The sequence below is a fragment of the Streptomyces sp. NBC_01017 genome, assembly GCF_045162795.1.
Lineage (GTDB): Bacteria > Actinomycetota > Actinomycetes > Streptomycetales > Streptomycetaceae > Streptomyces > Streptomyces machairae.
Map to the genome: position 1 here is coordinate 4750111 of NZ_CP108683.1, position 22253 is coordinate 4772363.

Here is a 22253-nt window from a genome sequence, read left to right on the forward strand (position 1 = left end):
CCTCGGTCGCTCCGGCCGGGTCTGGGGCCTGCTGACTCCTGGGACCTGCTGACTCCTGGGTCCTGTCGTTCAGGATCCGCTCCAGGTGCCCGCTCTAGATGCCCGCTCTAGGAGCCGCTCTTGCGCGCGTCGTACGCGACCCGCGCCTTCTGCACGTCTCCCATCCGGTCCTTGGTCCACAGCGCCAGTCCGCGCACCTGTTCCGCCGCCTCGCGGCCGAGGTCGGTCAGGGAGTAGTCGACCCGCGGAGGGATCACCGGCTGGGCGTCGCGGTGGATCAGGCCGTCCCGTTCCAGGGTCTGGAGGGTCTGGGTCAGCATCTTCTCGCTGACCCGGCCGATCGCCCGCCGCAGTTCGCTGAAGCGGTAGGGGCGCTCCATCAGTTCGATCAGGACAAGGACGCCCCAGCGGCTGGTGACGTGCTCCAGGACCAGGCGGTAGGGGCACATCTGCTCGCCGATGTCGTACTTGCTCGTCGTTGCGCTCACCACGTCACTTACTGCCATACCAGTACCTTACTTCAAAGTGGGTACTTTCGCAGAGTTAGCGCACCTCCTAGGGTTAGTGCCACCGCACCCCACAAGGAGTTCTGATCATGAGCATCGTCGTCACCGGAGCCACCGGACACCTCGGCCGCCACGTCGTGGAGCAGTTGCTGGAGAAGGTTCCGGCCGACCAGGTCACCGCCGTCGTCCGCACCCCCGAGAAGGTCGCCGACCTCGCCGAGCGCGGCGTGAAGATCGCCGTCGCCGACTACAACGCGCCCGAGACCTTCGACGGACTGTTCGCAGCCGGCGACAAGGTGCTGCTCATATCCGGCAGCGAGGTCGGCAACGACCGTGTCGGCCAGCACAAGGTCGTCATCGACGCCGCCAAGGCCGCCGGTGTCGCCCTGCTCGCCTACACCAGCGCCCCCGGCAGCCTCACGGCCGCCCTCGCCGACGACCACCGCGGCACCGAGAAGGCGCTTTTGGAGTCCGGGCTGCCGTACGCACTGCTGCGCAACGGCTGGTACCACGAGAACTACACCGAGAACCTCGCCCCGGTGCTGCAGTACAGCGCTGTCACCCACGCCGCCGGCGAGGGCCGTGTCTCCTCCGCCTCCCGCGCCGACTACGCGGCCGCCGCCGTCGCCGTACTGACGGGCGAGGGGCACGAGAACCAGACGTACGAGCTGGGCGGCGACGTCGCGTGGAGCCTCGCCGAGTACGCCGCCGAGCTGAGCCGGCAGACCGGCAAGGAGATCGCCGACAACGCCGTCTCCACGGACGCCCTCGTCGGCATCCTGGCCGGTGCCGGGGTGCCCGAGCCGTTCGCCGTGATCCTGGCCGGTGTGGACGCCTCCATCGAGAAGGGCGAGCTGGTCGTCGACAGCGGGGACCTGTCCCGCCTGACCGGCCGTGCGACCACGCCGCTGGCCGAGGCGATCGCGGCCGGCCTCAAGGCCTGAGTTCGCGAGGACCGAGGGCGGAGGGCCTGAGGACCGGGCCCCGCGGGCCCGCGCCCCGAGGGCCGACGCCCCCCAGGGCACCTTGGGCGCTCCACCCCCGCCTGTCATGACCGTATGGCGATACGGGCATGACAGGCGGGGGCATTCGGCGTTACCTTCGTGCAGACCGTCGTATGGGCGCGGTCCGGTGTGTGCGAGAAGGAGGGGCCGTGAGCGGGAAGTCGCAGGGAGAGCGGCGTATAGGACTGCTGAACGGCTTCGCCGCGTATGGGATGTGGGGGCTCGTTCCCCTGTTCTGGCCCCTGCTGAAGCCCGCCGGCGCGATCGAGATCCTCGCGCACCGGATGGCCTGGTCCCTCGTCTTCGTGGCGGTCGCGCTGGTCTTCGTCCGGCGCTGGGCCTGGGCGGGTGAGCTGATACGGCAGCCGCGGCGGCTGGCGCTCGTCACCGTTGCCGCGGCCGTGATCACCGTCAACTGGGGCGTCTACATCTGGTCCGTGAACTCGGGACACGTGGTCGAGGCATCCCTCGGGTACTTCATCAATCCGCTCGTCACCATCGCGATGGGCGTGCTGCTGCTGAAGGAGCGGCTGCGGCCGGTGCAGTGGGCGGCGGTGGGGGTCGGCTTCGCGGCCGTGATCGTGCTGACCGTCGGGTACGGCCGGCCGCCGTGGATCTCCCTCGTCCTCGCCTTCTCCTTCGCCACGTACGGGCTGGTGAAGAAGAAGGTCAACCTCGGCGGCGTCGAGTCGCTGGCCGCGGAGACCGCGATCCAGTTCCTGCCCGCCGTGGGGTATCTGGCGTGGCTGGGGGCGCGCGGGGAGTCGACGTTCGCCTCGGAGGGGCCCGGACATGTGGCCCTGCTCGCGGCCACCGGCGTCGTCACCGCCCTGCCGCTCGTCTGCTTCGGCGCGGCCGCGATACGCGTACCGCTGTCGACGCTGGGGCTGCTGCAGTACCTGGCGCCGGTCTTCCAGTTCCTGCTCGGCATCCTGTACTTCCATGAGGCGATGCCTGCCGAGCGGTGGGCCGGGTTCGCGCTGGTCTGGCTGGCGCTGACCTTGCTGACGGCCGACGCGTGGCGCTCCGCGCACAGGGGCAGGGTGGCTCGGCTCAGCGTGCCGCGGGTCGAGAAGCCGGCGTCCGCCGCGGTGGACGCCTGAAACACCGGGCGGGCCGAGATTGCCCGCCCCGGCGGACACCGGACGGGTTGAGACTGCCCCACCCCGGCGGACACCGGACGGGCTGAGACTGCCCCATCCCGGCGATTCTCATTGCGGCCCCCTCCCCCACCCCCTATGAGTGGTCGCATGACACAGGCACCGAAATCCACCTCCGCCCCCACCCCCCTCCACTGGAAGCTCGTCGTCGACAGCGCCAACCCCCAGTCCCAGGCAGACTTCTGGGCCGCCGCGCTGCACTACGAGGTCGAGGACAACGGCGCGTTCATCGAGCGGCTGCTGGAGCTCGGCGTGCTGCCGCGGGAGGACGTCGTCGAGTTCCACGCACGTCTCGCCTTCCGGGACCTGGTGGCCGTACGGCATCCGGACGACCCGTTCGACAAGGACAGCGGGACCGGGCTGGGGCGGCGGGTGCTGTTCCAGCGCGTGCCGGAGGCAAAGTCCGTCAAGAACCGGCTCCATCTCGATCTGCATGCGGCGGCCGGGGAGCGCGAGAGCGAGGTCCAGCGGCTGCAGGGGCTGGGGGCGAATGTGCTGCGGCACGTGAAGGAGCCGGGCGGGGAGTGGGCGGTGATGGCGGATCCGGAGGGGAACGAGTTCTGCGTGCAGTGAGGCCCGCCGGGGATCTCCTCATGCCCCTTCTCCACCCGAAGGATGCCTCTTCCCCGCCCGAACTTCCTGCACTCACAGCCCTCTTGACGGAGAGTCAGGCTTAGCTCCACGATCCAGGCACCCCATTCACTGTGGCTCCCCTGTGGCCATCCCACAGGGGGCCTCCTGGAATTCGGAGCCCCCCACATGAAGCTCTCCGTCTCCGGGCGCGCGATGACGGCCGGTACCGTCGCGGCCGTCCTGCTGCTGACCGGCGGATCCATAGCCGGCGCGGCACCCGCGCCCTCCGTCGCCGCCGCGCCCGACATACCCGTGGCGAGCGTGAAGGCCCACCTCACCCAGCTCCAGTCCATAGCCACCGCCAACGGCGGCAACCGCGCCCACGGCCGCCCCGGCTACAAGGCCTCCCTCGACTATGTGAAGGCGAAGCTGGACGCCGCCGGGTACACCACCGCCATCCAGCAGTTCACGTCCTCCGGCCGTACCGGCTACAACCTGATCGCCGACTGGCCCGGCGGCGACACCAACCAGGTCGTCATGGCCGGCTCGCACCTCGACAGCGTCTCCTCCGGCCCCGGCATCAACGACAACGGCTCCGGCTCGGCGGCGGTCCTGGAGACCGCGCTCGCCGTGTCGCGGGCCGGCTACCAGCCCACCAAGCATCTGCGGTTCGCCTGGTGGGGCGCGGAGGAGCTGGGGCTCGTCGGCTCCCGCTACTACGTCAACAACCTCTCCTCCGCCAACCGCGCGAAGATCAGCGGCTACCTGAACTTCGACATGATCGGCTCGCCCAACCCCGGCTACTTCGTCTACGACGACGACCCCGCGATCGAGAAGACCTTCAAGGACTACTACGCCGGCCTCGGCGTCGCCACCGAGATCGAGACCGAGGGCGACGGCCGCTCCGACCACGCGCCGTTCAAGAGCGCGGGCGTGCCGGTGGGCGGGCTGTTCACCGGGGCCAGCCGCACGAAGACCGCGGCGCAGGCGACCAAGTGGGGCGGCACGTCGGGGCAGTCCTTCGACCGCTGCTACCACTCGTCCTGCGACAACACGTCCAACATCAACGACACCGCCCTGAACCGCAACAGCGACGCGGTCGCGTATGCGGTGTGGGAGCTCTCGGAGTAAGGCAGTAAGGCAGTACGGCAGTGAGGCAGTAAGGCACCACCCGGTCGATTCGAGTCCCGAGCGGCGACTCGGGTCATCAACCGGCGGGCGGTTCGGTCGACTTGGCGGCTCGGGCGGTGAGGCGGTCCATGCGGGCGCGGGCCGACTCCAGTTCCTCGGCCTCCTCGGCGGCCGGGCCGCCCTCCGCCATCAGCTCGTCCCACAGCGCGAGCAGGTCCCGGCCCAGGGCCAGGCCCAGGGCCGGGTCCCGTACCGCCCGCCATGCCGTGGCCGCGCCGTGGAGGCTGCCGTACGCCGCCTCCGCGTCGCGGGTGCGGTGGTGCGTCCGGGCCACGTCGAGGGCGAGCGCGAAGGCGCGCTCCGGGTCGCCCCCCAGGTAGGCGATGTACGCGGCGAGTTCACGCATCCCGAGCACCTCGGGGTGCTCCAGACCCAGCACCGACGATGCCTGGGCCACGGTCCGCTCCGCCAGTTCCGTCGCCTCCGTGGTCCGCCCCTCCTTCACGGCCTCGTTGACCTGCGCCATCTGCTCCGCGAACGGCGAGGCGTCGGCGGTCGTGGCCGGAGGCGCGTCCCCGAGGACGGCTTCGGCCACGGCGTCGAAACCGCGAGGCGGGGTGGGCTTGGAGTCGAGCTCGGGGGTGGGGTCGGGGACGAGGACGGGGTCGGGGACCCGGGCGGGGGTGGGGGTCGGGGCGGCGGCAGGGGTCGGGGCGGGCAGGTCCGCCGGCTCCGGCCACGCGACCATGGACGGCGGTGGGCCGAACTCCCCCAGCGGCGGTGGGACCGTGCCGGGTACCGCGTCCCCCGCCGGCTCGGGCAGCGCGCGCAGCCGGAACGTGGGCGAGGCCTCCGATGCCGGGTCCGGCAGCGGTCGTAGGACATGCGTGGGCCTGTCCCGATGCGGAGCCTGATCCGACGGGAGCGACGCGGGTGGCACGGGCTGCGCGGCGGGCGGAGCGGCGGGCGGCGCGGGCTGTGATGCCGAGGGCGCGGGTGGGGCGGGCCGGTCCGCGGGGGGCCGTACGGCTTCTGTCGGCACCGGGGACTCGCTCGGTGGCGCCGGAGGCGCCGGAGGCGTTCGCACGGGCTCGGCCGTGAAGTGACTGGACCCATCCGCCTCCACCCGCAGCGGCACGACGTACCCGATCCGCTCGTCATGGATCGTGGCGTGCACGGAATGCCCGGCGGCGACGGCGATGCGCCGGAGATGGGTCAGGACGGTCTGCTGGATCTCCTCACCCGCAACCGCGGGGACGGGTACGCCGCCGATCGACGCACCACCCGCGCCCGGACCACCGGCGGGGACGCGTACGTCGATCGGCGCGGCCACGGGGGCCGCTATGGCCGCGGCGCGTTTCTGTTCCCGCTTCATCGCGCGGCTCAGTCGAGACATCGCTTCCCTCACTCGCATGTGTCGGGGGTTTCACCGACAGCACGTTCGGGCTCCATGGTGCTCCCTCCCGCCGTCGGGTACCGCTTCCCGGCATCAACATCCGGTCGTACAGGTCGGACACGTCGTACACGTACTTCGGACACGTCGTACACGTACTGTCGAGTCTCTCCGGTACCGCCCGGCGCGGGCGTCACCGGGGCGTCACAGACTCGTTCCAGGAGCTTGTGCCACGTCACAGCGTTCTCATGCCTGGCGCCAAGATCAATCGCGTGGGAGGGAGGAGTGCGGGCATGCGGACCGACATGCACGTGCAGCACGGGCGGCCCGAGCCGGGGCCGGAGATCTGGATCCGCGGGCCGGTGGCCCTGCCCGAGGAGCCCTCGCCCTCCCCTGCCGCCGTCACGCCCCGGCGCTTCTCCTGGGTCGGCGTGCACGGCGGAGCGGGTGCCTCCACTCTGGCCGCGGTGTACGGCGGCCACGACTGCGGGCGCAACTGGCCCGGGCCCGCCGATCCCCCGTCGGTGCTGCTCGTGGCCCGCACGCATGCGGCCGGGCTGGCCGCGGCCCTGGGTGCCCTCGAAGTCTTTCGACGCGGGGAGGCTCCGCACGGTCTCGATCTCGATGCCGTCGTCCTGGTCGCGGACGCGCCGGGCCGACTGCCGCGACCGCTCGCCGAGCGCGTCAAGGTGATCGAGTCGGTCATCGACGTGTACCGGGTGCCGTGGGTGGCTGCCTGGCGGCTCGGCGAACTGAGCGGGCAGGCGCCACGGGAGGCGGCGGCGTTGGCTCGGTTGACGGGGCGTTTTCGCTGAGGTCGACGGTTCAGGTGACGGGGCACTCTCGCTGAGGCCGGCGGTTCAGGTGACGGAGCATCCTCGCTGAGGCCGACGGTTCAGGTCGGGGGCTCGGGTCGGCCGAGCGTATGAGCCCTGCGAGGGCCTCGCGGAGAATCACCCCATGACGCCCACCCCCGGCCCGGACCCTGATCCCGTATCCGCCCCAGGTCCCGGTCCTGCCGCTGCCGCCCTGTCGGCCGTAGAGATCGCCTCGGCCGTACGCTCGCGCACCCTCCACGCCGTCGACGTCGTCGCGAAGGCCCTCGAACGGATCGAGCGGGCCGACCCCGCCCTCTCCGCCTTCATCGAGGTGTGGAGCGAGGACGCGCTCCGGCGGGCCGGCGAGGTGGACGCGCGGGTCATGGCGGGTGAGCGGCTGCCACTGGCCGGAGTGCCGATCGGGGTGAAGGGGCGGCGGGGACTTCGGACAGCGGGCCCCCTGCTCGCGGCGGGGTGCGTGCCGGTCGGGGCGACGTCGGTCCCGGGGCCGGGAACCCCCTGGCAGACCTGGGGACTTGGCCGTTACGGCCGTACCGTCAATCCTTGGCGCCACGACCGTACGCCGGGCGGCTCCTCGGCCGGGTCCGCGGCGGCGGTGGCGACGGGGCTGGTCCCCCTCGCGACCGGGAGCGACGGGGCCGGGTCGGTGCGGATTCCGGCGGCGTGGTGCGGGGTCGTCGGGCTCAAGGCCGGCAACGGGCGGCTGCCGTCGACCGATCGCACGGGGCTCATGGCGCCGGGAGTGCTCGCGCGGTGCGTGGCGGATGCGGCGGCGTACTGGGGTGTGGTGTCGGGGGAAGAGGCGGACGCGGACAGGCCACCCGGTTCCGGTGGGTACGGCAGCCTCGCCGGGCCAGCCGGTGGCGGGCCGTACGGCAGCCTCGCCGGACCTCCCGACCCGGGCCCGTACGGCAGCCTCGCCGGACCTCCTGTTCCCGGCCCGTACGAGTGCAGCCTGGCCGGACCCCCCGATCCCGCCCCGTACGACTGGGCCGACCGACCCGACGTCCCGACCGCCGTGTGGTCACCCGACCTCGGTTTCGACGCCCCCGACCCGGACGTGGTCGCCGTCGCCCACGCCGCGGCAGTACGGCTGGCCGAGGCCGGGGCTGTGCGGCTTGTACGCCCGCGGACTCCGCTCCGCCTCGACGACCCGGCCCCGGCATGGCTCGCCCTGCGGTCCCCGGACGCCGCCCCCGCCTCGGCCTCAGCCCCAGCCGACCCCGGTATCCACCGGATCCGAGCTGCCAACGACGACCGCCTGGCCGACCTCTTCACCGAAACCCGGCTGCTGCTGACGCCGACCGCCCCCACCCCGCCGCACGGCCACGCCGGCCCCGACGACCGGTACTCCACCTCGCTCACCTGGGCGTTCAACCTGAGCGGGCATCCTGCGATCAGCATCCCGGCGGGGTTCGGGCCGGACGGGTGTCCGGTCGGGCTCCAGTTGGTGGCGGCGCACGGCGCGGAGTCGCTGTTGCTCGCAGTGGCAGGGGTGGCCGAGAGACATATCGGACCGTGGCCGACCGCCGGCGACATCTGAATGCGTGTGCATATAATGCACGTGCGATTATTTGTCGTACGCCGACCATGGCCTGATGAGGGGCCGACCGTTTGGGGGACCCATGACCCGCCGTTTCCTGTTCGTCCTCGGCAGCAGCCGCTCCGACGGCAACACCGAGTTGCTGGCCCACCGGGCCGCCGAGCAGTTGCCCGAGGGTGTCGAGCAGCAGTGGATCGACCTGGCCGCACACCCGCTGCCCGACTTCGAGGATCTACGGCACGACAGCGACCATGTGCGCCCCACGCAGGGGAACGTGGCGCTGCTGCTCGACGCCACCCTCGCGGCCACCGACATCGTGATCGCCTCGCCCCTGTACTGGTACTCGGTGTCCGCCCCCGTCAAGCGCTACCTCGACTATTGGTCGGGCTGGCTGCGCACGCCCGGGATCGACTTCAAGGCGACCCTGGCCGGGCGCACCCTGTGGGGCGTCACCGCGCTCGCACACGAGGAGCAGGAGGTCGCCGACCCGCTGGCCGGGACGCTCAGCAACTCCGCCGCGTACATGCGGATGCGCTTCGGCGGGGTGCTGCTCGGCAACGGCAGCAAGCCCGGTGACGTGCTGAACGACGCCGAGGCCCTGGCCCGCGCGAAGACCTTCTTCGCGCGGGAGGCGCCGCTCGCACGCTTCCCGTACGAAGCGGAGTGACGTCTACCGAAGCCGGTGCGACTGCTGCCGAAGCCGCAGTGGCTGCCACCGAAAACGGAGTGACCCCTACGCGGTGACGTCCTTCGCCGTGAACCTCGCCCACGCCGCCGAGCCGAACACCGCCGCGTACAGCGCCTGGATCCCCAGGTTCCTGACCAGGTCGTCCCAGTACACGGGTTCGCGCATGAGGTCGGCGAAGGACAGCCAGTAGTGGGAGAAGAAGTACGGCTGGATCGCGTGGAGCTGCGGGATCTGGTCGAGGATCTGGATGGTGATCAGCAGGCCGACCGTCGTCGCCATCGCCGCGATGCCGCTGTTGGTCAGCGTCGAGACGAACAGCCCGAGCGCCGCCACACCTATCAGGGACGCGGCGACGACCAGGGCGATCAGCAGGGCGCGGCCCAGCCCTTCCGCGAAGCTGATCTGTGTGCCTGAGATCGTCGTCAGGTCGCCCAGCGGGAAGAGCAACGCCCCGACCGTGAGCGCCGAGACGGCGACCACGAGGGTGGCCACCAGGCAGAAGGTCATCGTGGTGGCGTACTTGGTGAGGAGCAGGCGGGTGCGGCCGGCGGGGGCGACGAGGAGATAGCGGAGGGTGCCCGCGTTCGCCTCGCCGGCTATCGCGTCGCCCGCGATGACACCGATCGCCATGGGCAGGAAGAACGGGAGCGTCGCGGCCAGCGCCGTGAAGACCAGGAACAGGCCGTTGTTGGTAATCTGCGAGATGAACGCCGGCCCGCCGCCCTGCGGGCCACCGCCTCCCGTCGCCCCATCGCCGCTCGTCTCGATCTTCACGGCGATCCCGACCAGAATCGGCACGGCCGCCAGGACGGCGAGCAGCGCGAGGGTGCGCCAGCGCCGGAACGTGGTGAGCAGTTCGCTGCGGAGGAGACCGAAGGTCCACAGCGGACTGACCTTGCGGGCGCCTGCGATCTCGCCGCCCGGCAACATCTTCGCTTCAGCCTGCGACATCGAACCCCTCCCCCGTGAGCGCCACGAACGCGTCCTCCAGGGAGGCCCGTTCGACGCCGAAGCCCCGCACGCGGACTCCGGCCGACACCAACGCCGCGTTGACGTCGGCGAGGTCCCGGTTCGGAGCTTCTGCGGTCACCCGGTCGTCGGTGATGACGACGTCACCGGCGCCCTGCTCCTTCAGCACCCGGGCCGCGTCCCCGGTGTCGGGCGTGGTCACGACGAGCCGGCCGCGCGTCCCGGCCGCCAGCTCCGCGACCGCGCCCTGGGTGATCAGCCGGCCCTGGGCCATCACGGCCGCGTGCGTGCAGACCTGCTCGATCTCGTCGAGGAGGTGGGAGGAGAGGAAGACGGTCGTACCCTCTGAGGCCAACTCCCGGATCAGGGAGCGGATTTCGCGCATGCCCTGCGGATCGAGGCCGTTGGTCGGCTCGTCGAGGACGAGGAGTCTGCGCGGCTGGAGCAGCGCGGCCGCGAGGCCCAGCCGCTGCTTCATGCCGAGCGAGTACGCCTTGGCCTTCTTGCCCGACGCGGCTGCGAGGCCCACCCGGTCCAGGGCGGCCGCGACACGCGTGCGCCGGGTGCGCGGATCGGCGGTCGGGTCGGCGGCGTCGTACCGGATGAGGTTGTCGCGGCCGGAGAGGAAGCCGTACAGGGCGGGTCCCTCGATGAGGGCGCCGACGTGCGGCAGTACCGCGCGCGAGGACCGGGGCATGGGCTGCCCGAGCACGCGCGCGGTACCGGAGGTGGGCTGGATGAGGCCCATCAGCATGCGGATGGTGGTGGTCTTGCCCGAGCCGTTCGGGCCGAGGAAGCCGAAGACGCTGCCCGCCGGGACGGTCAGATCGAGACCGTCCACGGCAAGCTGCCCGCCGCGGTAGCGCTTGGTGAGCGCGCGGGTGGCGATCACCGTGTCGAGGTCGTCGACCGGGGCCGAAGGGTCGGCTTGACCGGCCCGGCCGACCTCATCGCCCTCCGCGGCGCGCAGTTCCTCCATGGGCTCCCTCGGCTCCTCCGGCACCTCGTTCGGCACCTCGTTGAGTGACGCGCGGCGGCGCATGACGCGCGATGGCGCGTGTACGCCGCCCACGCCGCTCCGGCTGGGGCCTACTTCCCCGAGTCGGCCGCCTTCACGAGCGCGTCCTTGTCGACCGCACCCACGTAGACCTTGCCGTCGTCCGTGATCAGGGCGTTGATCAGGCGGGTCTTGAAGACCGTGCCCGAGCCGAACTTGCCGGTGACCTTGTCGCCCAGGGAGTCGAGGAAGCCGCCCATGTCGCCGCCGACCTCGGCGCCGGAGGGGATGCCCTCGCCGCCGTTGTCGAAGACGGCCACGGAGTTCCAGCCCTCGCCGATGACCTCGGGACCCTCGTCGGACGCCTTGCCGAGCTTGTCCTCGGACTTCAGGCCGCCGAGTTCCTTGCGCAGCTCGTCCTCGGACTTGGGGCCGCGGTGCTCGCCGGCCTTGCCTTCCAGCTCGCCCTCCTCGGTGACCTTCGCACCCTTGGGCGGGGTGAAGTCGAAGGTGGAGGCGGCCGGCTTGGCGAAGCTGACCTGGGTGAAGCCGGCGTCGATCACCGCCGCGCCGCCGCTCGACGGGGTCAGCGTGAACTTCAGCGGCATACCGGTCTTGGCGTCCACGGCCACGGTGATCGCGCCGACCGTGGTCCCGGACTGCTTCGGCTTGATGAGCAGCCGGTACGCGTCCCGGCCCGCGACATGTGCGGTGCCATCGACGGTGACGGACGTGGTGTCGTCGACCGACTTGAGCGCCTCTTCGGCGAAGTCCTTCGGCGTGGCGGGAACGTCTTCCTTCCCGCGCCCGTCCTTCGACTCCTCCGCGGTGCCGTGGAAGACCTCGTTCGACTTGCTGTCGTAGCCCCAGATGTCCTTGCCGTTGTGGATGAGGCTGTACTCGGAGGCGTTCTCCAGGAGGGAGAGCTTCTGCCTGTCGTCACCGTCGAGGGCGACGCGCAGGGTGTGCGTGCCGGACGCCAGCTCGGTGAGCTTGGCGGACGGGTCGGCGGACGATCCGCCGTCCGAGCCCGACGCCATGGCGCCGGAGGCGAAGCTGGACTCCAGCCCGCCGAGGTCCGGCAGCCCCAGGTCGGTGCTGATCTTCACGGTGCCGGACAGCTGCTGCACGTCCGACTGCGCGATCTTCTCGATGAGTTGCTCTGCGGTGATCTTCGGCAGGTCCGGGTCGCCGGAGTCGGCGAGCGCCGGGACGAGCCCGATGGTCGCCGCCGCGACGCCCACGACCGCGACCGGGACGACGTACCGCGCGGCCTTGCGCCGCCCCGCGCGGTGGTCGTCGACCTCCGCTGCGGTCGTACTGTCGTCGGATTCGTACGGTGCCATGTCTGCCTTACCTCCGTCGTCGGCGGCGGCTGTCCTTCTCGTTCGTCGCCCGTGAGTCTTTCGACCCCGCACTGCTCCACCCCTGAGCCGCCATTCTCACCCGAATCGGTGAGGAGTGGTGTTGTCCGTGGTTTCCAACTGACCAAATCGGCCGGAGAGATACGTCAACCTTCGGAGCCAACTCCGCGTACACCTCCGGTATGACGAACGAAGGCGGCGCCTCCCCCGACCCGTAGGGGTTCGGTGCGGAAGACGCCGCCGTACGTGCCCGCTCGGCGCGCAGGATCAGCCGTTGATGAACACGTAGTCCGCCTGGTACGGCACCCCGACGATCGCACCGGCTGTGCAGGAGCCGGCCGGGGCGACCCCGCCGACGGTGTTCAGCCGCAGGATCTCGGCGGTGTCGGCGAGGAGACCGCGGTGCTTGCCGGACTGAGTGGCCTTCAGGTCGAGCTCGGGGATGTTCCGTTCACCGTTGGGCGTCTTGGAGATGACGGCCCCCGTCACCGCACTGCCGTCCCGCGCGATCCACTGCGGAGTACCGGAGTTGGGGGCGACGAAGGAGTGCGCGATACGGCCGCCGAGCACGGCACTGACGTCCCGCTGCGCGAAGGCGTACCCGCCGCCCTCGGCCGGCTTGCACTCATAGATCTGCTTGCCCTTGATGACGGATGCCTGGAAGTTGCCGAGCGCGTCGCGGAAGTCGAACTCGGCGACGGCGATCTTGTGGAGCCGGCCCCGGACGGCACCGCCCGGGAACTCGGCCGTGTGAAGGTTGGCGTAGAAGGAACTCGGGTCGGTCTTGAGGGCGTTGAGAAGGGCGCGGTCCTTCACGGTGACGGTGCCGGTGAGGCTGCGCCCCTTGCTTGTGCCGTTGACCTTGCTTGTGCCGTTGCCCCTGCTTGTGCCGTTGACCTTGCCCTTTTCCTTGCCGATGAGTCCGGCGAAGTCGACCTTGATGCCGCCGTTGGTGCCCTTGGCGCCCTGGTGAATGTGGAGGGCGGTCGGCTTGCCGGTGCCGCGCCAGGCGACGGCGACGGACACCTTGTCGCCCTTGACCTTCACGAACTGCACGGCGGCCCCGTCCTTGTCCCCGACGGCCGGCCCGCCCACCACGGGCACCTCGTTCGCCCCCCGAAGACTGGCGGCGAGGACCGTGCCCCCGGTGCCGGCGGCGGTCCCACTCCGGCTCACGATCCCCTGCGCGTCGCCTCCGGCGTGACCCGCGTGGTCGGCGCGGGCACCTCCGGCGGCGAAGGCGGGTATCACCGCGGCGGCGACCCCACCGGCGGCAGCCACCGCGACAGCGGTGACGATCAGGCTCTTACGGCGCTTCGAGAACGTCGCGTTCATGCCCATGATTCTGTTTTCTCCCCGTATTGCGGCTGACGCCCCCTGCGTCAGCTTCTGGGCATTCATACGGAGGCGATCTCACTTTGGACTCAGTCCAGATAAGTGACCTGCGTCACAGCCGCACGGAGGCTGTCAGGGGCGTGAGACCGGTCGCTCATAGGCGCCGATCCGGGCATTTCAGCCTGTCCGGCGTTTGAGGACGAGGCCGTTCAGGCCGATGGCGGGGGTCTGGGGGCGGCAGCCCAGGGACCGGGGTCGAAGGGGCGGCACCCCTTCAAGGACGGGAAGGGCAGGGGCGGCGGGGGCGAGAACCCGGCAGGTAGGGGCAGCGGGGGCGAGAACCCCTATCCGGCCCGATGCACCACCGCATCGCACAACTCCATCAACGCGGCCTTGGCACCGATGTCCGCCAACGGCGCCAACGCAGCCCGCGCGTCCTCCGCATACCGCACCGTGTCCCGCCGAGCCTGCTCCAACGCCGGATGCTCACGCAGCGCGGCCAACGCCTCCGCATGCCGAGCGTCGTCCGTCAGATCGGAGTCCAGCAGCTCGCACAGGGCGACATCGTCCGCCAGTCCCAACCGCTCGGCCCGCTCCCGCAACCGCAGCACGGGCAGCGTGGGAATCCCTTCCCGGAGATCCGTCCCCGGCGTCTTCCCGGACTCGTGGGAGTCACTCGCGATGTCCAGTACGTCGTCCGCGAGCTGGAAGGCGACCCCCAGCCGCTCCCCGTACTGGGTGAGCACGTCGACCACGGTCTCGTCGGCGCCCGACATCATCGCCCCGAACCGGCACGACACCGCGACCAGCGACCCGGTCTTCCCGCTCAGCACATCCAGGTAGTGCTCCACCGGATCGCGCCCGTCCTGCGGCCCCGCCGTCTCCAGGATCTGTCCGGTGACCAGCCGCTCGAACGCCTCGGCCTGCACCCGCACCGCCTCGGGCCCGAGGTCGGCGAGAGTGTGCGAGGCGCGCGCGAACAGGAAATCCCCGGTCAGTACGGCAACCGAGTTGCCCCAGCGGGTGTTGGCGCTGTCGACACCCCGCCGCACCGCGGCCTCGTCCATCACGTCGTCGTGGTACAGCGTCGCCAGATGGGTCAGCTCCACCACCACAGCCGACGGCACGACCCCCGGCGCATACGGGTCCCCGAACTGGGCAGCGAGCATCACGAGCAGCGGCCTGAACCGCTTTCCGCCCGCCCGCACCAGATGCTGGGCGGCCTCCGTGATGAAGGGGACCTCACTCTTGGTGGCTTCGAGCAATCCCTCCTCGACAGCCGTCAATCCGGCCTGGACATCGGCTTCCAGAGCCTGGTCCCGCACGCTCAGCCCGAACGGCCCGACGACGGTCACGAGGGGTCTCCTGTCTGCTGGTGTCCACTGGCGGTTACACGGTTTGTCGATAGGTCGCTGCCATCACTCAAGTCAGCGTATCCGGTCACCTTTCGATCACCGATGCCGCCCACCCGTCCACCCCGGGCGGTATCGGATCACGACCGGTATGTTTTTGATCACCTGATAAGGCGGGATATCCATCCACTTATAGGGAAGTAGCGGCCCGTGTCCCGAACCGACCTCGACATCGAGCCCGAGAGCGGGCCCCCGCCCCGCGACGACCGCGCCTTCCCCGGCCAGCCGAAAGGCCTCCTCACCCTCTCCGGTCTGGAGGTCTGGGAACGCTTCTCGTTCCTCGGCATGCAGGCCATCCTCGTCCTGTACTTCGCCGACACGGTCACCCACGGCGGTATGGGCATGTCGGCCGGGACCGCGGCCTCCGTCTCCGCCGCTTACGGCACCCTCGTCTATCTGGTCTCGGTCGCCGGCGGCTGGCTCGCCGACCGCATCCTCGGCTCGTATCGCGCGGTGCTGTGGGGCGGCATCCTCATCGCCTGCGGCCATTACGCCATGGCGGTGCCGCCGACCGGCATGACCTGGGTGGGCCTCGGCCTGATCAGCGCCGGCACAGGGCTCCTCAAGCCCAACGTCGCCACCATGGTCGGCAAGCTCTACCGCACCGACGACGACCGCCGTGACGCCGGCTTCGCGCTCTACTACATGGCGATCAACATCGGCGCCTTCGCGGGCCCGCTCGTCACCGGCTGGCTCGGCGACCACAAGGGCTGGCACTGGGGCTTCTCGGCCGCAGCGATCGGCATGACGCTCGGTCTGGTCCAGTACGTCGCCGGCCGCCGTCACCTGGCCGGGCGGAAGCACTCCGCCGAATTCGCGCTGTCTCCGGAGGCGATGCGCCGGGCGATCCGCCTGATCGTCACGGGCCTCGCCGTCACCGCGGCGGTCGCCTTCCTGCTCGCCACCGCCGGCCGGCTCACCATGGACCGCTTCGTCGACCTGCTCACCCTCGTCTCCGTGATCGCCCCGGCCGTCTACTTCGCGGTGATGTTCTCCAGCGGGCGCGTGACCCCCGAGGAACGCGGTCGCCTTCGCCCGTACGTCGTCCTGTTCCTCGCCTCGACGGTCTTCAACTTCATCCTCTTCCAGGCCTACTCGACGATGATCCTGCTGGCTTCGACGAACGCCGGGACGACCGTCCTCGGCTTCGACTTCCCCGCCGGCTGGTACGCCTCCGCCCTCGGCGCCTTCGAGGTCGCCCTCGCCCCCGTCGTGGCCGCGCTGTGGGTCAGGATGGGGCGCCGCCAGCCGCACGCGTCCAACAAGATCGCGATCGGGGTCGTCCTCGGCGGCCTGTCCTTCCTGCTGATGGTGCTGCCGACCTCCGGGCGCTCCTCCGACGACTACCTCATGTCCGTCTGGTGGATCGTGGGTGCGTACCTGCTCCTCGGGCTCGGCGACGTCCTCCTGGAGACCTCCGGCATGTCGGCCACGACCAAGCTCGCCCCGGCCGCGTTCGCCGGCCAGACCATGTCCCTCTGGTTCCTGTCCCTCGCCCTGGCCAACGGCATCCAGGCCCAGACGGTGAAGCTCTACGACGACGTCTCCAAGCCCGCCTACTTCGGCGTCAACGGCGCGATCGCAGTGGCCGCGGGCCTGCTCGTGATGGCCGCGGCGCCCTGGCTGCGCCGCACGATGCACCCGGTCCACTGACACCGACCGAGCCACTGGGATCCCGCTCATGCACATCCGTACGTCCTTCCCCTACGAGACGACTCACGACGACCTCCGCATCCCGCTCCCGGACGGGACCCTGCTGTACGCGCGCGTGTGGCGCCCCCTGACGGACGAGCCCGTACCGGCGCTCCTCGAGTACCTGCCGTATCGACTGACCGACTGGACCGCGCCCCGAGACCACCAGCGCCACCCCTGGTACGCAGGCCACGGCTACGCCTCCGTGCGCGTCGACATCCGCGGTCACGGCAACAGCGAGGGCATGCCGACCGACGAGTACTCGGCGACGGAGCTCGCCGAGGGGGTCGAGGTGGTCAACTGGCTGGCGGCCCAGCCCTGGTGCAACGGCCGGGTCGGCATGTTCGGCATCTCCTGGGGCGGCTTCAACTCCCTCCAGATCGCGGCCCTCGCGCCCGAACCGCTCAAGGCGATCGTCACGGTCTGCTCAGCGGACGATCGCTATGACAACGACGTGCACTACATGGGAGGTTCCGTCCTCGCCGTCGACATGCACGCCTGGGCGTCGACGATGCTCGCCTTCGTCGCTCGCCCGCCGGACCCGCTGTATGTCGGGGACGCCTGGCGGGAGATGTGGCTCAAGCGGCTGGAGGCCGTCGAACCGTTCCTGCACACCTGGCTCGGCCACCAGACACGCGACGACTACTGGCGCCACGGCAGCGTCTGCGAGGACTACGGCGCGATCGACGCCGCCGTCCTGGCGGTGGGCGGCTGGCACGACCCGTACCGCGACACCGTCCTGCGCCTCGTCGAGCACCTGCCGGCGGACCGCGTGCGCGGCCTGATCGGCCCCTGGTCTCACCAGTACCCCGACCGCGGCCTGCCGCCGGGCCCGGCGATCGGCTTCCTCCAGGAGACGCTGCGCTGGTGGGACCACTGGCTGAAGGACGAGGACACGGGCGTCATGGCCGAGCCCGTGCTGCGCTCGTACGTCAGCGACTCGCACCGCCCGGCCACGGTGTACCCCACGCTGCCCGGCCGCTGGGTCGGCGAGCCTGCCTGGCCCTCTCCCCACGTGCGCGCGGTGACGTACGCCTTCCAGGGCGCCCCCGTCCTCGTCCGCTCCCCCATGCACACCGGCATCGACGCCGGCCGCTTCTTCCCCTTCGGCAACGACGCCGACCTGCCGCCGGACCAGCGGGAGGAGGACGCGCGGTCGGCGTGCTTCGAGTTCGAAGTGGGCGAGGAGACCTGGGTGTCGGGGCGGCCGAAGGTGCGGCTGCGGCTGACGTCGGAGGTGCCGCGCGGGCAGGTCGTCGCCCGGCTCTGCGACGTGGCACCGGACGGCTCCTCGACCCTGGTCACGCGGGGCGTGCTGAACCTGTCGGCGCGCCACGGCCGGGACCGCGCGGTGCCGTGGGAACCGGGCGCCACCGAGGACGTGACCGTCGAGCTGAACGGCATCGGCCATGCCTTCCCGCCCGGCCACCGCATCCGCCTCGCCGTGTCCTCCGCGTACTGGCCGTGGATCTGGCCCCAGCCGGACTCGGCGGCGGGCTTCGGCCTGGAACCGTCGGGAAGCTCGCTGGAACTTCCGGTACGCACGCGTGCGTTGGACGAGTCGGCAGACGACACAGCGATCACCTTCGAGGAACCGGAGCAGGCGGAACCGCTCGGCGTGAACTCCCCCATCACGCTGGACGAGCCGCGCCCCGAGCGCCTCGTCGTGCGGGACGTGGCCAAGGGCGAGTGGCGCCTGGAGGTCGACCCCCGGTACGGCGGCACGCGCGTGTACCCCGACGGTCTGGAGTTCGCCGAGGACGCGCTGGAGACGTACACGATCAACGAGTGGGACCCCCTGTCGGCCCGCACCCGCTCGGAGTGGTCGATCCGCCTGCACCGCCCGGAGCTGGGGTGGGACGCGACCGTGCGGACGCGCTCGGAGATCAGCTGCGACCGGCATGACTTCATCGCCTCCAACGAGGTGATCTGCATGGAGGGCGAAGAGGTACTTTTCCACCGGACATGGGAGAAACGGACTCCACGGACAGCCGGTTAAAGGCGAGTTGGATTCATTGCCCGATTTGCCGCTCTTGTGGACGTCAGTGAGTTGGGTCACTCGCACCCGGTCGCGCACCCGCCTCGGCGCACCCGCGTCTCCCCTTGCTTCAAAAGCAAGTTGAGGCTTGGCAACCGCAAAGGATCAAGCGCCCCATTCGCACCAGACCATGGTCAACCGGCATGACAGTGACCACGGCACTTGTTCCGGGCATGTGCTCTCGCATACGTTCCCGCTCAGTCGGGCGGACGCCTAATCCTGCCGCCGCCCGAGTCACCCACCCACGCAACTCACTCACGCACGGCAGGAGCGGGGGACCCAGGTAAGTCGCCGGACCGGACGCCTTGATGGCGCACCGAACCGGCTCGGGGTGAAGTCGCACCGCCACACGGCGGCGCGGCCGGGCATCTCCCGCCCGAACCCGACAGCTCACCTCGCAGGCGCCGGAGAGGAACAGCGCCATGCCCCGAGGCAAACACCGCCGCCCCCGCACCAACCCGCTCACCCGGCACGTCATCGCAGCCGGCACCGGTACCGCCGCCCTCGCCATCCCGCTCCTGAGCGCGACCACCGCGAGCGCCGCACAGCCGGCCCAGTCCCCCACCGTCGCGCAGGCCGCTCCCCAGGCCGCCGTGAAGGCCAAGACCGTCACGTACACCACGAAGAAGGGCGACACGCTCTACGGCGTCGCCGACCGGTACGACGTGCAGGGCGGCTGGAAGCAGCTCTACAAGGACAACCGCAAGGCGATCGGCGACGACCCCCGTCTGATCCACCCCGGCCTCGACCTGGAGGTCCGGGCGACGAAGAAGGCGAGCTCGCCGGACAAGTCGGCCGACAAGGCGTCCGCGCCCGCCAAGAAGTCCAACGTCGCCAAGGCCACCCAGTCCTCCGTGAAGACGTACCCGAACAACCTCGACGGCTGGATCCGCAACGCGCTGGACATCATGGCGCAAAACGGAATTCCGGGTTCGTACGAGGGCATTCAGCGCAACATCATGCGCGAGTCGTCCGGCAACCCCCAGGCCATCAACAACTGGGACTCCAACGCCGTCGCGGGCACCCCGTCCAAGGGCCTCCTCCAGGTCATCGACCCGACCTTCGCGTCGTACCACGTGCCGGGGACGGTGTACGACCCCTTCGACCCGGTCGCGAACATCACGGCCGCGTGCAACTACGCGGCCGCGCGTTACGGCTCGATCGACAACGTGAACGGCCCCTACTAGGCCCTGGCGCGGGGGCCTGGTCCGACGACGTGCCCTACTGGGCGAAGTCGGCCAGGCTCCCCGCGAACAGCCTCTCGAGGACCACGGCGATGCCGTCGTCCTCGTTCGAGAGGGTGATCTCGTCGGCGACCGCCTTGAGTTCGGGATGCGCGTTGGCCATCGCCACCCCGCGGGCGGCCCAGTCGAACATGGGGATGTCGTTGGGCATGTCCCCGAAGGCGATCGTCTCGTGCGCGCCCAGACCGAGATGCTCGGCGGCGAGCGCGAGACCGGTCGCCTTCGTGACGCCGCATGGCTGGAGTTCGACGGTCCCGGGCCCGGACATGGTGACCGTCGCGAGGGACCCGACCACCGACCGCGCCGTCGCCGCCAACTCGTCGTCCGACAGGGTGGGATGGCGCAGCAGCACCTTGCTGATCGGCTCGCACCACAGGTCGTCGCGGTGCCGGACGCGTACGGCGGGCAGGGTGGGGTGCGGCATCAGGTACCCGGGCTCGATGAGCGTGAGCCCGTCCACGCCGTCCTGGTCGACGGCCGCGTACACCTGCCCCACCTCGGCCTCGATCTTGCCGAGGGCGGTCTCCGCCAACTCCCGGTCCAGGGTGATGGACCACAGCAGACAGTCCGCTCCGGCGTCGTACACCTGCGCGCCCTGTCCGCACACCGCGAGCCCCCGGCTGCCCAGGACGTCGAGGAGCGGGCGCACTCTGGGCGCCGGCCGCCCCGTAACGACGAGGTGCTGCGCACCGGCCGCCGCCGCCTGCGCGAGCGCGTCGAGGGAACGGTCGGAGAGCGTGTCGTCGCCTCGGAGCAGCGTCCCGTCCAGGTCAGTGGCGATGAGTGAATATGCGATGGGTCGGGCCATGATCAGAGAATACGGACAGGAGGCCCCATCGACTCGACTCGAACCGGACGGCTGCTGTGTTCACATGTGTTGACACCTGTTCCGGTTCCAGTTCTGATTCCACGCGGGCAACTTCCTTTTGCTTGTGGCGATTTCACTCCCACGTGGTGCCGGCGAGCTCCTTGAGAGCACCGGCTCAGGTCTCGTCGACGTGACCGAGTGCGGCGACCTGCTGATTCGCCGACCTCGGCGACGCGAGTTCCGTACTGCCCAAGACCCTCGCCTCACCCGTAACGTGTGGCCCGACCACATGGCACGGAGCGTATGAGAGTGAGGCAGCACCCCATGCCCCCCTTCGATCTCCCCGAGGGCGACCCCTTCGGCACGCACAACCTTCCGTACGGCGTCTTCTCCCTTCCCGGCTCGGACTCCGCGCGACGGGTCGGCGTCCGGCTCGGCGACCACGTCCTCGACGCGGGCAGGGCGGCCTACGCGCTCGGCTCGCCGTACGCCCCGCTGCTCGCCCAGGACTCCCTGAACCCGCTGCTCGCCGCGGGCCACACCACGTGGTCGGACGTACGGCGCGCACTGACGGCCTGGGTGACGGTGCCGGCGCACCAGGAGGCCATCGCGGACCTTCTCCACCCTCTGTCCTCAGTCACCCTGCACCTCCCCTTCGAGGTCGCGGACTACGTCGATTTCTACGCCTCCGAGAACCACGCCCGGAACGTCGGCCAGATCTTCCGCCCCGACGCCGAGGATTCCCTCACCCCCAACTGGAAGCACCTGCCGATCGGTTACCACGGCCGCGCCGGCACGGTCGTGGTCTCCGGCACGGACGTCGTACGTCCGTCCGGCCAGCGCAAGGCCCCCACTGAGCCGGCGCCGGTCTTCGGCCCGTCCATCCGCCTCGACATCGAGGCAGAGGTCGGCTTCGTGGTCGGCACGCCCTCGGAGATGGGCAAGCCGGTGGCGCTGGGCGACTTCCGTGAGCACGTCTTCGGCCTGTGCCTGCTCAACGACTGGTCGGCACGCGACGTCCAGGCCTGGGAGTACGTCCCCCTCGGCCCGTTCCTCGGCAAGTCCTTCGCCACGTCGGTGTCGGCGTGGATCACCCCGCTGGACGCGCTGGAGGAGGCGCGGGTGGCGCCGCCGGAGCGGACGCACCCCCTGCTGCCGTACCTGGACGACTCCGGCCCCGAAGCCGAGCCCGGCGGCTACGACCTGCGTATCTCCGTGGCCATCAACGGCCACGTCGTCTCCGAGCCCCCCTTCTCCACCATGTACTGGACGGCCGCCCAGCAGCTCGCCCACATGACCGTGAACGGTGCCTCCCTGCGCACCGGTGACCTGTACGGCTCGGGCACGGTGAGCGGCCCGACGGAACGCGAGCGCGGCTCACTCCTGGAGCTGACCTGGAACGGCCGGGACCCTCTCGAACTCCCGGACGGCAAGCGCGCGTTCCTGGAGGACGGCGATGTGGTGACCCTGTCCGCCTGGGCCCCGGGTCCTGGTGGGGTCCGGGTCGGGCTGGGGGAGGTGACGGGACGGGTCGTGGCGTCGTGACGGGACGGGTCG

19 protein-coding genes and 1 riboswitch are annotated in these 22253 nt (G+C 70.7%); of the genes, 11 read left to right on the forward strand and 8 right to left on the reverse strand.

The features are described from left to right. Window positions 1-107 precede the first annotated feature (107 nt). Window positions 108-506 carry a winged helix-turn-helix transcriptional regulator gene (locus OG331_RS21500; protein WP_406198608.1) on the reverse strand — a complete coding sequence of 133 codons (399 nt, stop codon included), beginning with the start codon at window positions 504-506 and terminating at the stop codon, window positions 108-110. 89 nt (window positions 507-595) lie between these two features. On the opposite strand from OG331_RS21500, the gene OG331_RS21505 reads away from it, so the two are divergent. The 4 genes from OG331_RS21505 (at window position 596) to OG331_RS21520 (ending at window position 4374) form a co-directional block, all read left to right on the forward strand. Next, window positions 596-1450 (forward strand): SDR family oxidoreductase, encoded by an 855-nt coding sequence (locus OG331_RS21505; RefSeq protein WP_406198611.1) that lies wholly within the window; start codon window positions 596-598, stop codon window positions 1448-1450. A gap of 173 nt (window positions 1451-1623) precedes the next feature. Beyond that, on the forward strand, window positions 1624-2613 hold the full coding sequence (gene rarD, locus OG331_RS21510; RefSeq protein WP_406198613.1) for an EamA family transporter RarD: 990 nt from the start codon (window positions 1624-1626) through the stop codon (window positions 2611-2613). 147 nt (window positions 2614-2760) lie between these two features. Beyond that, window positions 2761-3243: a VOC family protein gene (locus OG331_RS21515; RefSeq protein ID WP_406198615.1), complete on the forward strand. Its 483-nt coding sequence runs from the start codon at window positions 2761-2763 to the stop codon at window positions 3241-3243. 186 nt (window positions 3244-3429) lie between these two features. After that, window positions 3430-4374, forward strand: coding sequence for a M28 family metallopeptidase (locus OG331_RS21520; protein WP_406198617.1), 945 nt, complete (start codon window positions 3430-3432; stop codon window positions 4372-4374). A 76-nt stretch (window positions 4375-4450) separates the two neighbouring features. On the opposite strand, the gene OG331_RS21525 is transcribed toward OG331_RS21520, so the two are convergent. Further along, window positions 4451-5770, reverse strand: a complete 1320-nt coding sequence (locus OG331_RS21525; protein ID WP_406198619.1) for a tetratricopeptide repeat protein — start codon at window positions 5768-5770, stop codon at window positions 4451-4453. A 290-nt stretch (window positions 5771-6060) separates the two neighbouring features. On the opposite strand from OG331_RS21525, the gene OG331_RS21530 reads away from it, so the two are divergent. The 3 genes from OG331_RS21530 (at window position 6061) to OG331_RS21540 (ending at window position 8816) form a co-directional block, all read left to right on the forward strand. After that, a complete protein-coding gene (locus OG331_RS21530; RefSeq protein WP_406198622.1) occupies window positions 6061-6582 on the forward strand; it encodes a DUF6668 family protein in 522 nt (173 codons plus the stop codon). Between the two features lie 145 nt (window positions 6583-6727). After that, window positions 6728-8149: an amidase gene (locus OG331_RS21535; protein ID WP_406198624.1), complete on the forward strand. Its 1422-nt coding sequence runs from the start codon at window positions 6728-6730 to the stop codon at window positions 8147-8149. Window positions 8150-8231: 82 nt separating this feature from the next. After that, a complete protein-coding gene (locus OG331_RS21540) occupies window positions 8232-8816 on the forward strand; it encodes a flavodoxin family protein (RefSeq protein WP_406198627.1) in 585 nt (194 codons plus the stop codon). Between the two features lie 66 nt (window positions 8817-8882). On the opposite strand, the gene OG331_RS21545 is transcribed toward OG331_RS21540, so the two are convergent. From OG331_RS21545 to OG331_RS21565, 5 genes are all read right to left on the reverse strand, one after another. After that, complete coding sequence (locus tag OG331_RS21545; protein ID WP_406198629.1) at window positions 8883-9788, reverse strand: ABC transporter permease; 906 nt, start codon at window positions 9786-9788, stop codon at window positions 8883-8885. Continuing rightward, window positions 9775-10785 carry an ABC transporter ATP-binding protein gene (locus OG331_RS21550; RefSeq protein WP_406210182.1) on the reverse strand — a complete coding sequence of 337 codons (1011 nt, stop codon included), beginning with the start codon at window positions 10783-10785 and terminating at the stop codon, window positions 9775-9777. The genes OG331_RS21545 and OG331_RS21550 overlap by 14 nt, the downstream gene beginning before the upstream one ends. A gap of 110 nt (window positions 10786-10895) precedes the next feature. Continuing rightward, window positions 10896-12149 (reverse strand): LolA family protein, encoded by a 1254-nt coding sequence (locus tag OG331_RS21555; RefSeq protein WP_406198631.1) that lies wholly within the window; start codon window positions 12147-12149, stop codon window positions 10896-10898. A 285-nt stretch (window positions 12150-12434) separates the two neighbouring features. Further along, complete coding sequence (locus OG331_RS21560) at window positions 12435-13502, reverse strand: CHRD domain-containing protein (protein WP_406198633.1); 1068 nt, start codon at window positions 13500-13502, stop codon at window positions 12435-12437. 344 nt (window positions 13503-13846) lie between these two features. After that, window positions 13847-14857, reverse strand: coding sequence for a polyprenyl synthetase family protein (locus OG331_RS21565; protein WP_406198635.1), 1011 nt, complete (start codon window positions 14855-14857; stop codon window positions 13847-13849). Between the two features lie 207 nt (window positions 14858-15064). Between OG331_RS21565 and OG331_RS21570 the strand changes: the two genes are divergently transcribed. The 3 genes from OG331_RS21570 (at window position 15065) to OG331_RS21580 (ending at window position 19831) form a co-directional block, all read left to right on the forward strand. Then, complete coding sequence (locus OG331_RS21570) at window positions 15065-16567, forward strand: peptide MFS transporter (protein WP_406198637.1); 1503 nt, start codon at window positions 15065-15067, stop codon at window positions 16565-16567. 28 nt (window positions 16568-16595) lie between these two features. Then, entirely contained in the window at window positions 16596-18605 is a 2010-nt protein-coding gene (locus tag OG331_RS21575; RefSeq protein WP_406198639.1) for a CocE/NonD family hydrolase, read from the forward strand. 281 nt (window positions 18606-18886) lie between these two features. Further along, a riboswitch (cyclic di-AMP (ydaO/yuaA leader) is annotated at window positions 18887-19061 on the forward strand. 5 nt (window positions 19062-19066) lie between these two features. Then, the gene (locus OG331_RS21580) at window positions 19067-19831 is read left to right on the forward strand and encodes a transglycosylase SLT domain-containing protein (RefSeq protein WP_406198641.1); all 765 of its coding nucleotides are present in this window, start codon (window positions 19067-19069) and stop codon (window positions 19829-19831) included. A gap of 34 nt (window positions 19832-19865) precedes the next feature. On the opposite strand, the gene OG331_RS21585 is transcribed toward OG331_RS21580, so the two are convergent. After that, window positions 19866-20696, reverse strand: a complete 831-nt coding sequence (locus tag OG331_RS21585) for an HAD family hydrolase (RefSeq protein WP_406198644.1) — start codon at window positions 20694-20696, stop codon at window positions 19866-19868. A gap of 324 nt (window positions 20697-21020) precedes the next feature. On the opposite strand from OG331_RS21585, the gene fahA reads away from it, so the two are divergent. Then, complete coding sequence (gene fahA, locus OG331_RS21590; RefSeq protein WP_406198646.1) at window positions 21021-22241, forward strand: fumarylacetoacetase; 1221 nt, start codon at window positions 21021-21023, stop codon at window positions 22239-22241. Window positions 22242-22253 lie beyond the last annotated feature (12 nt).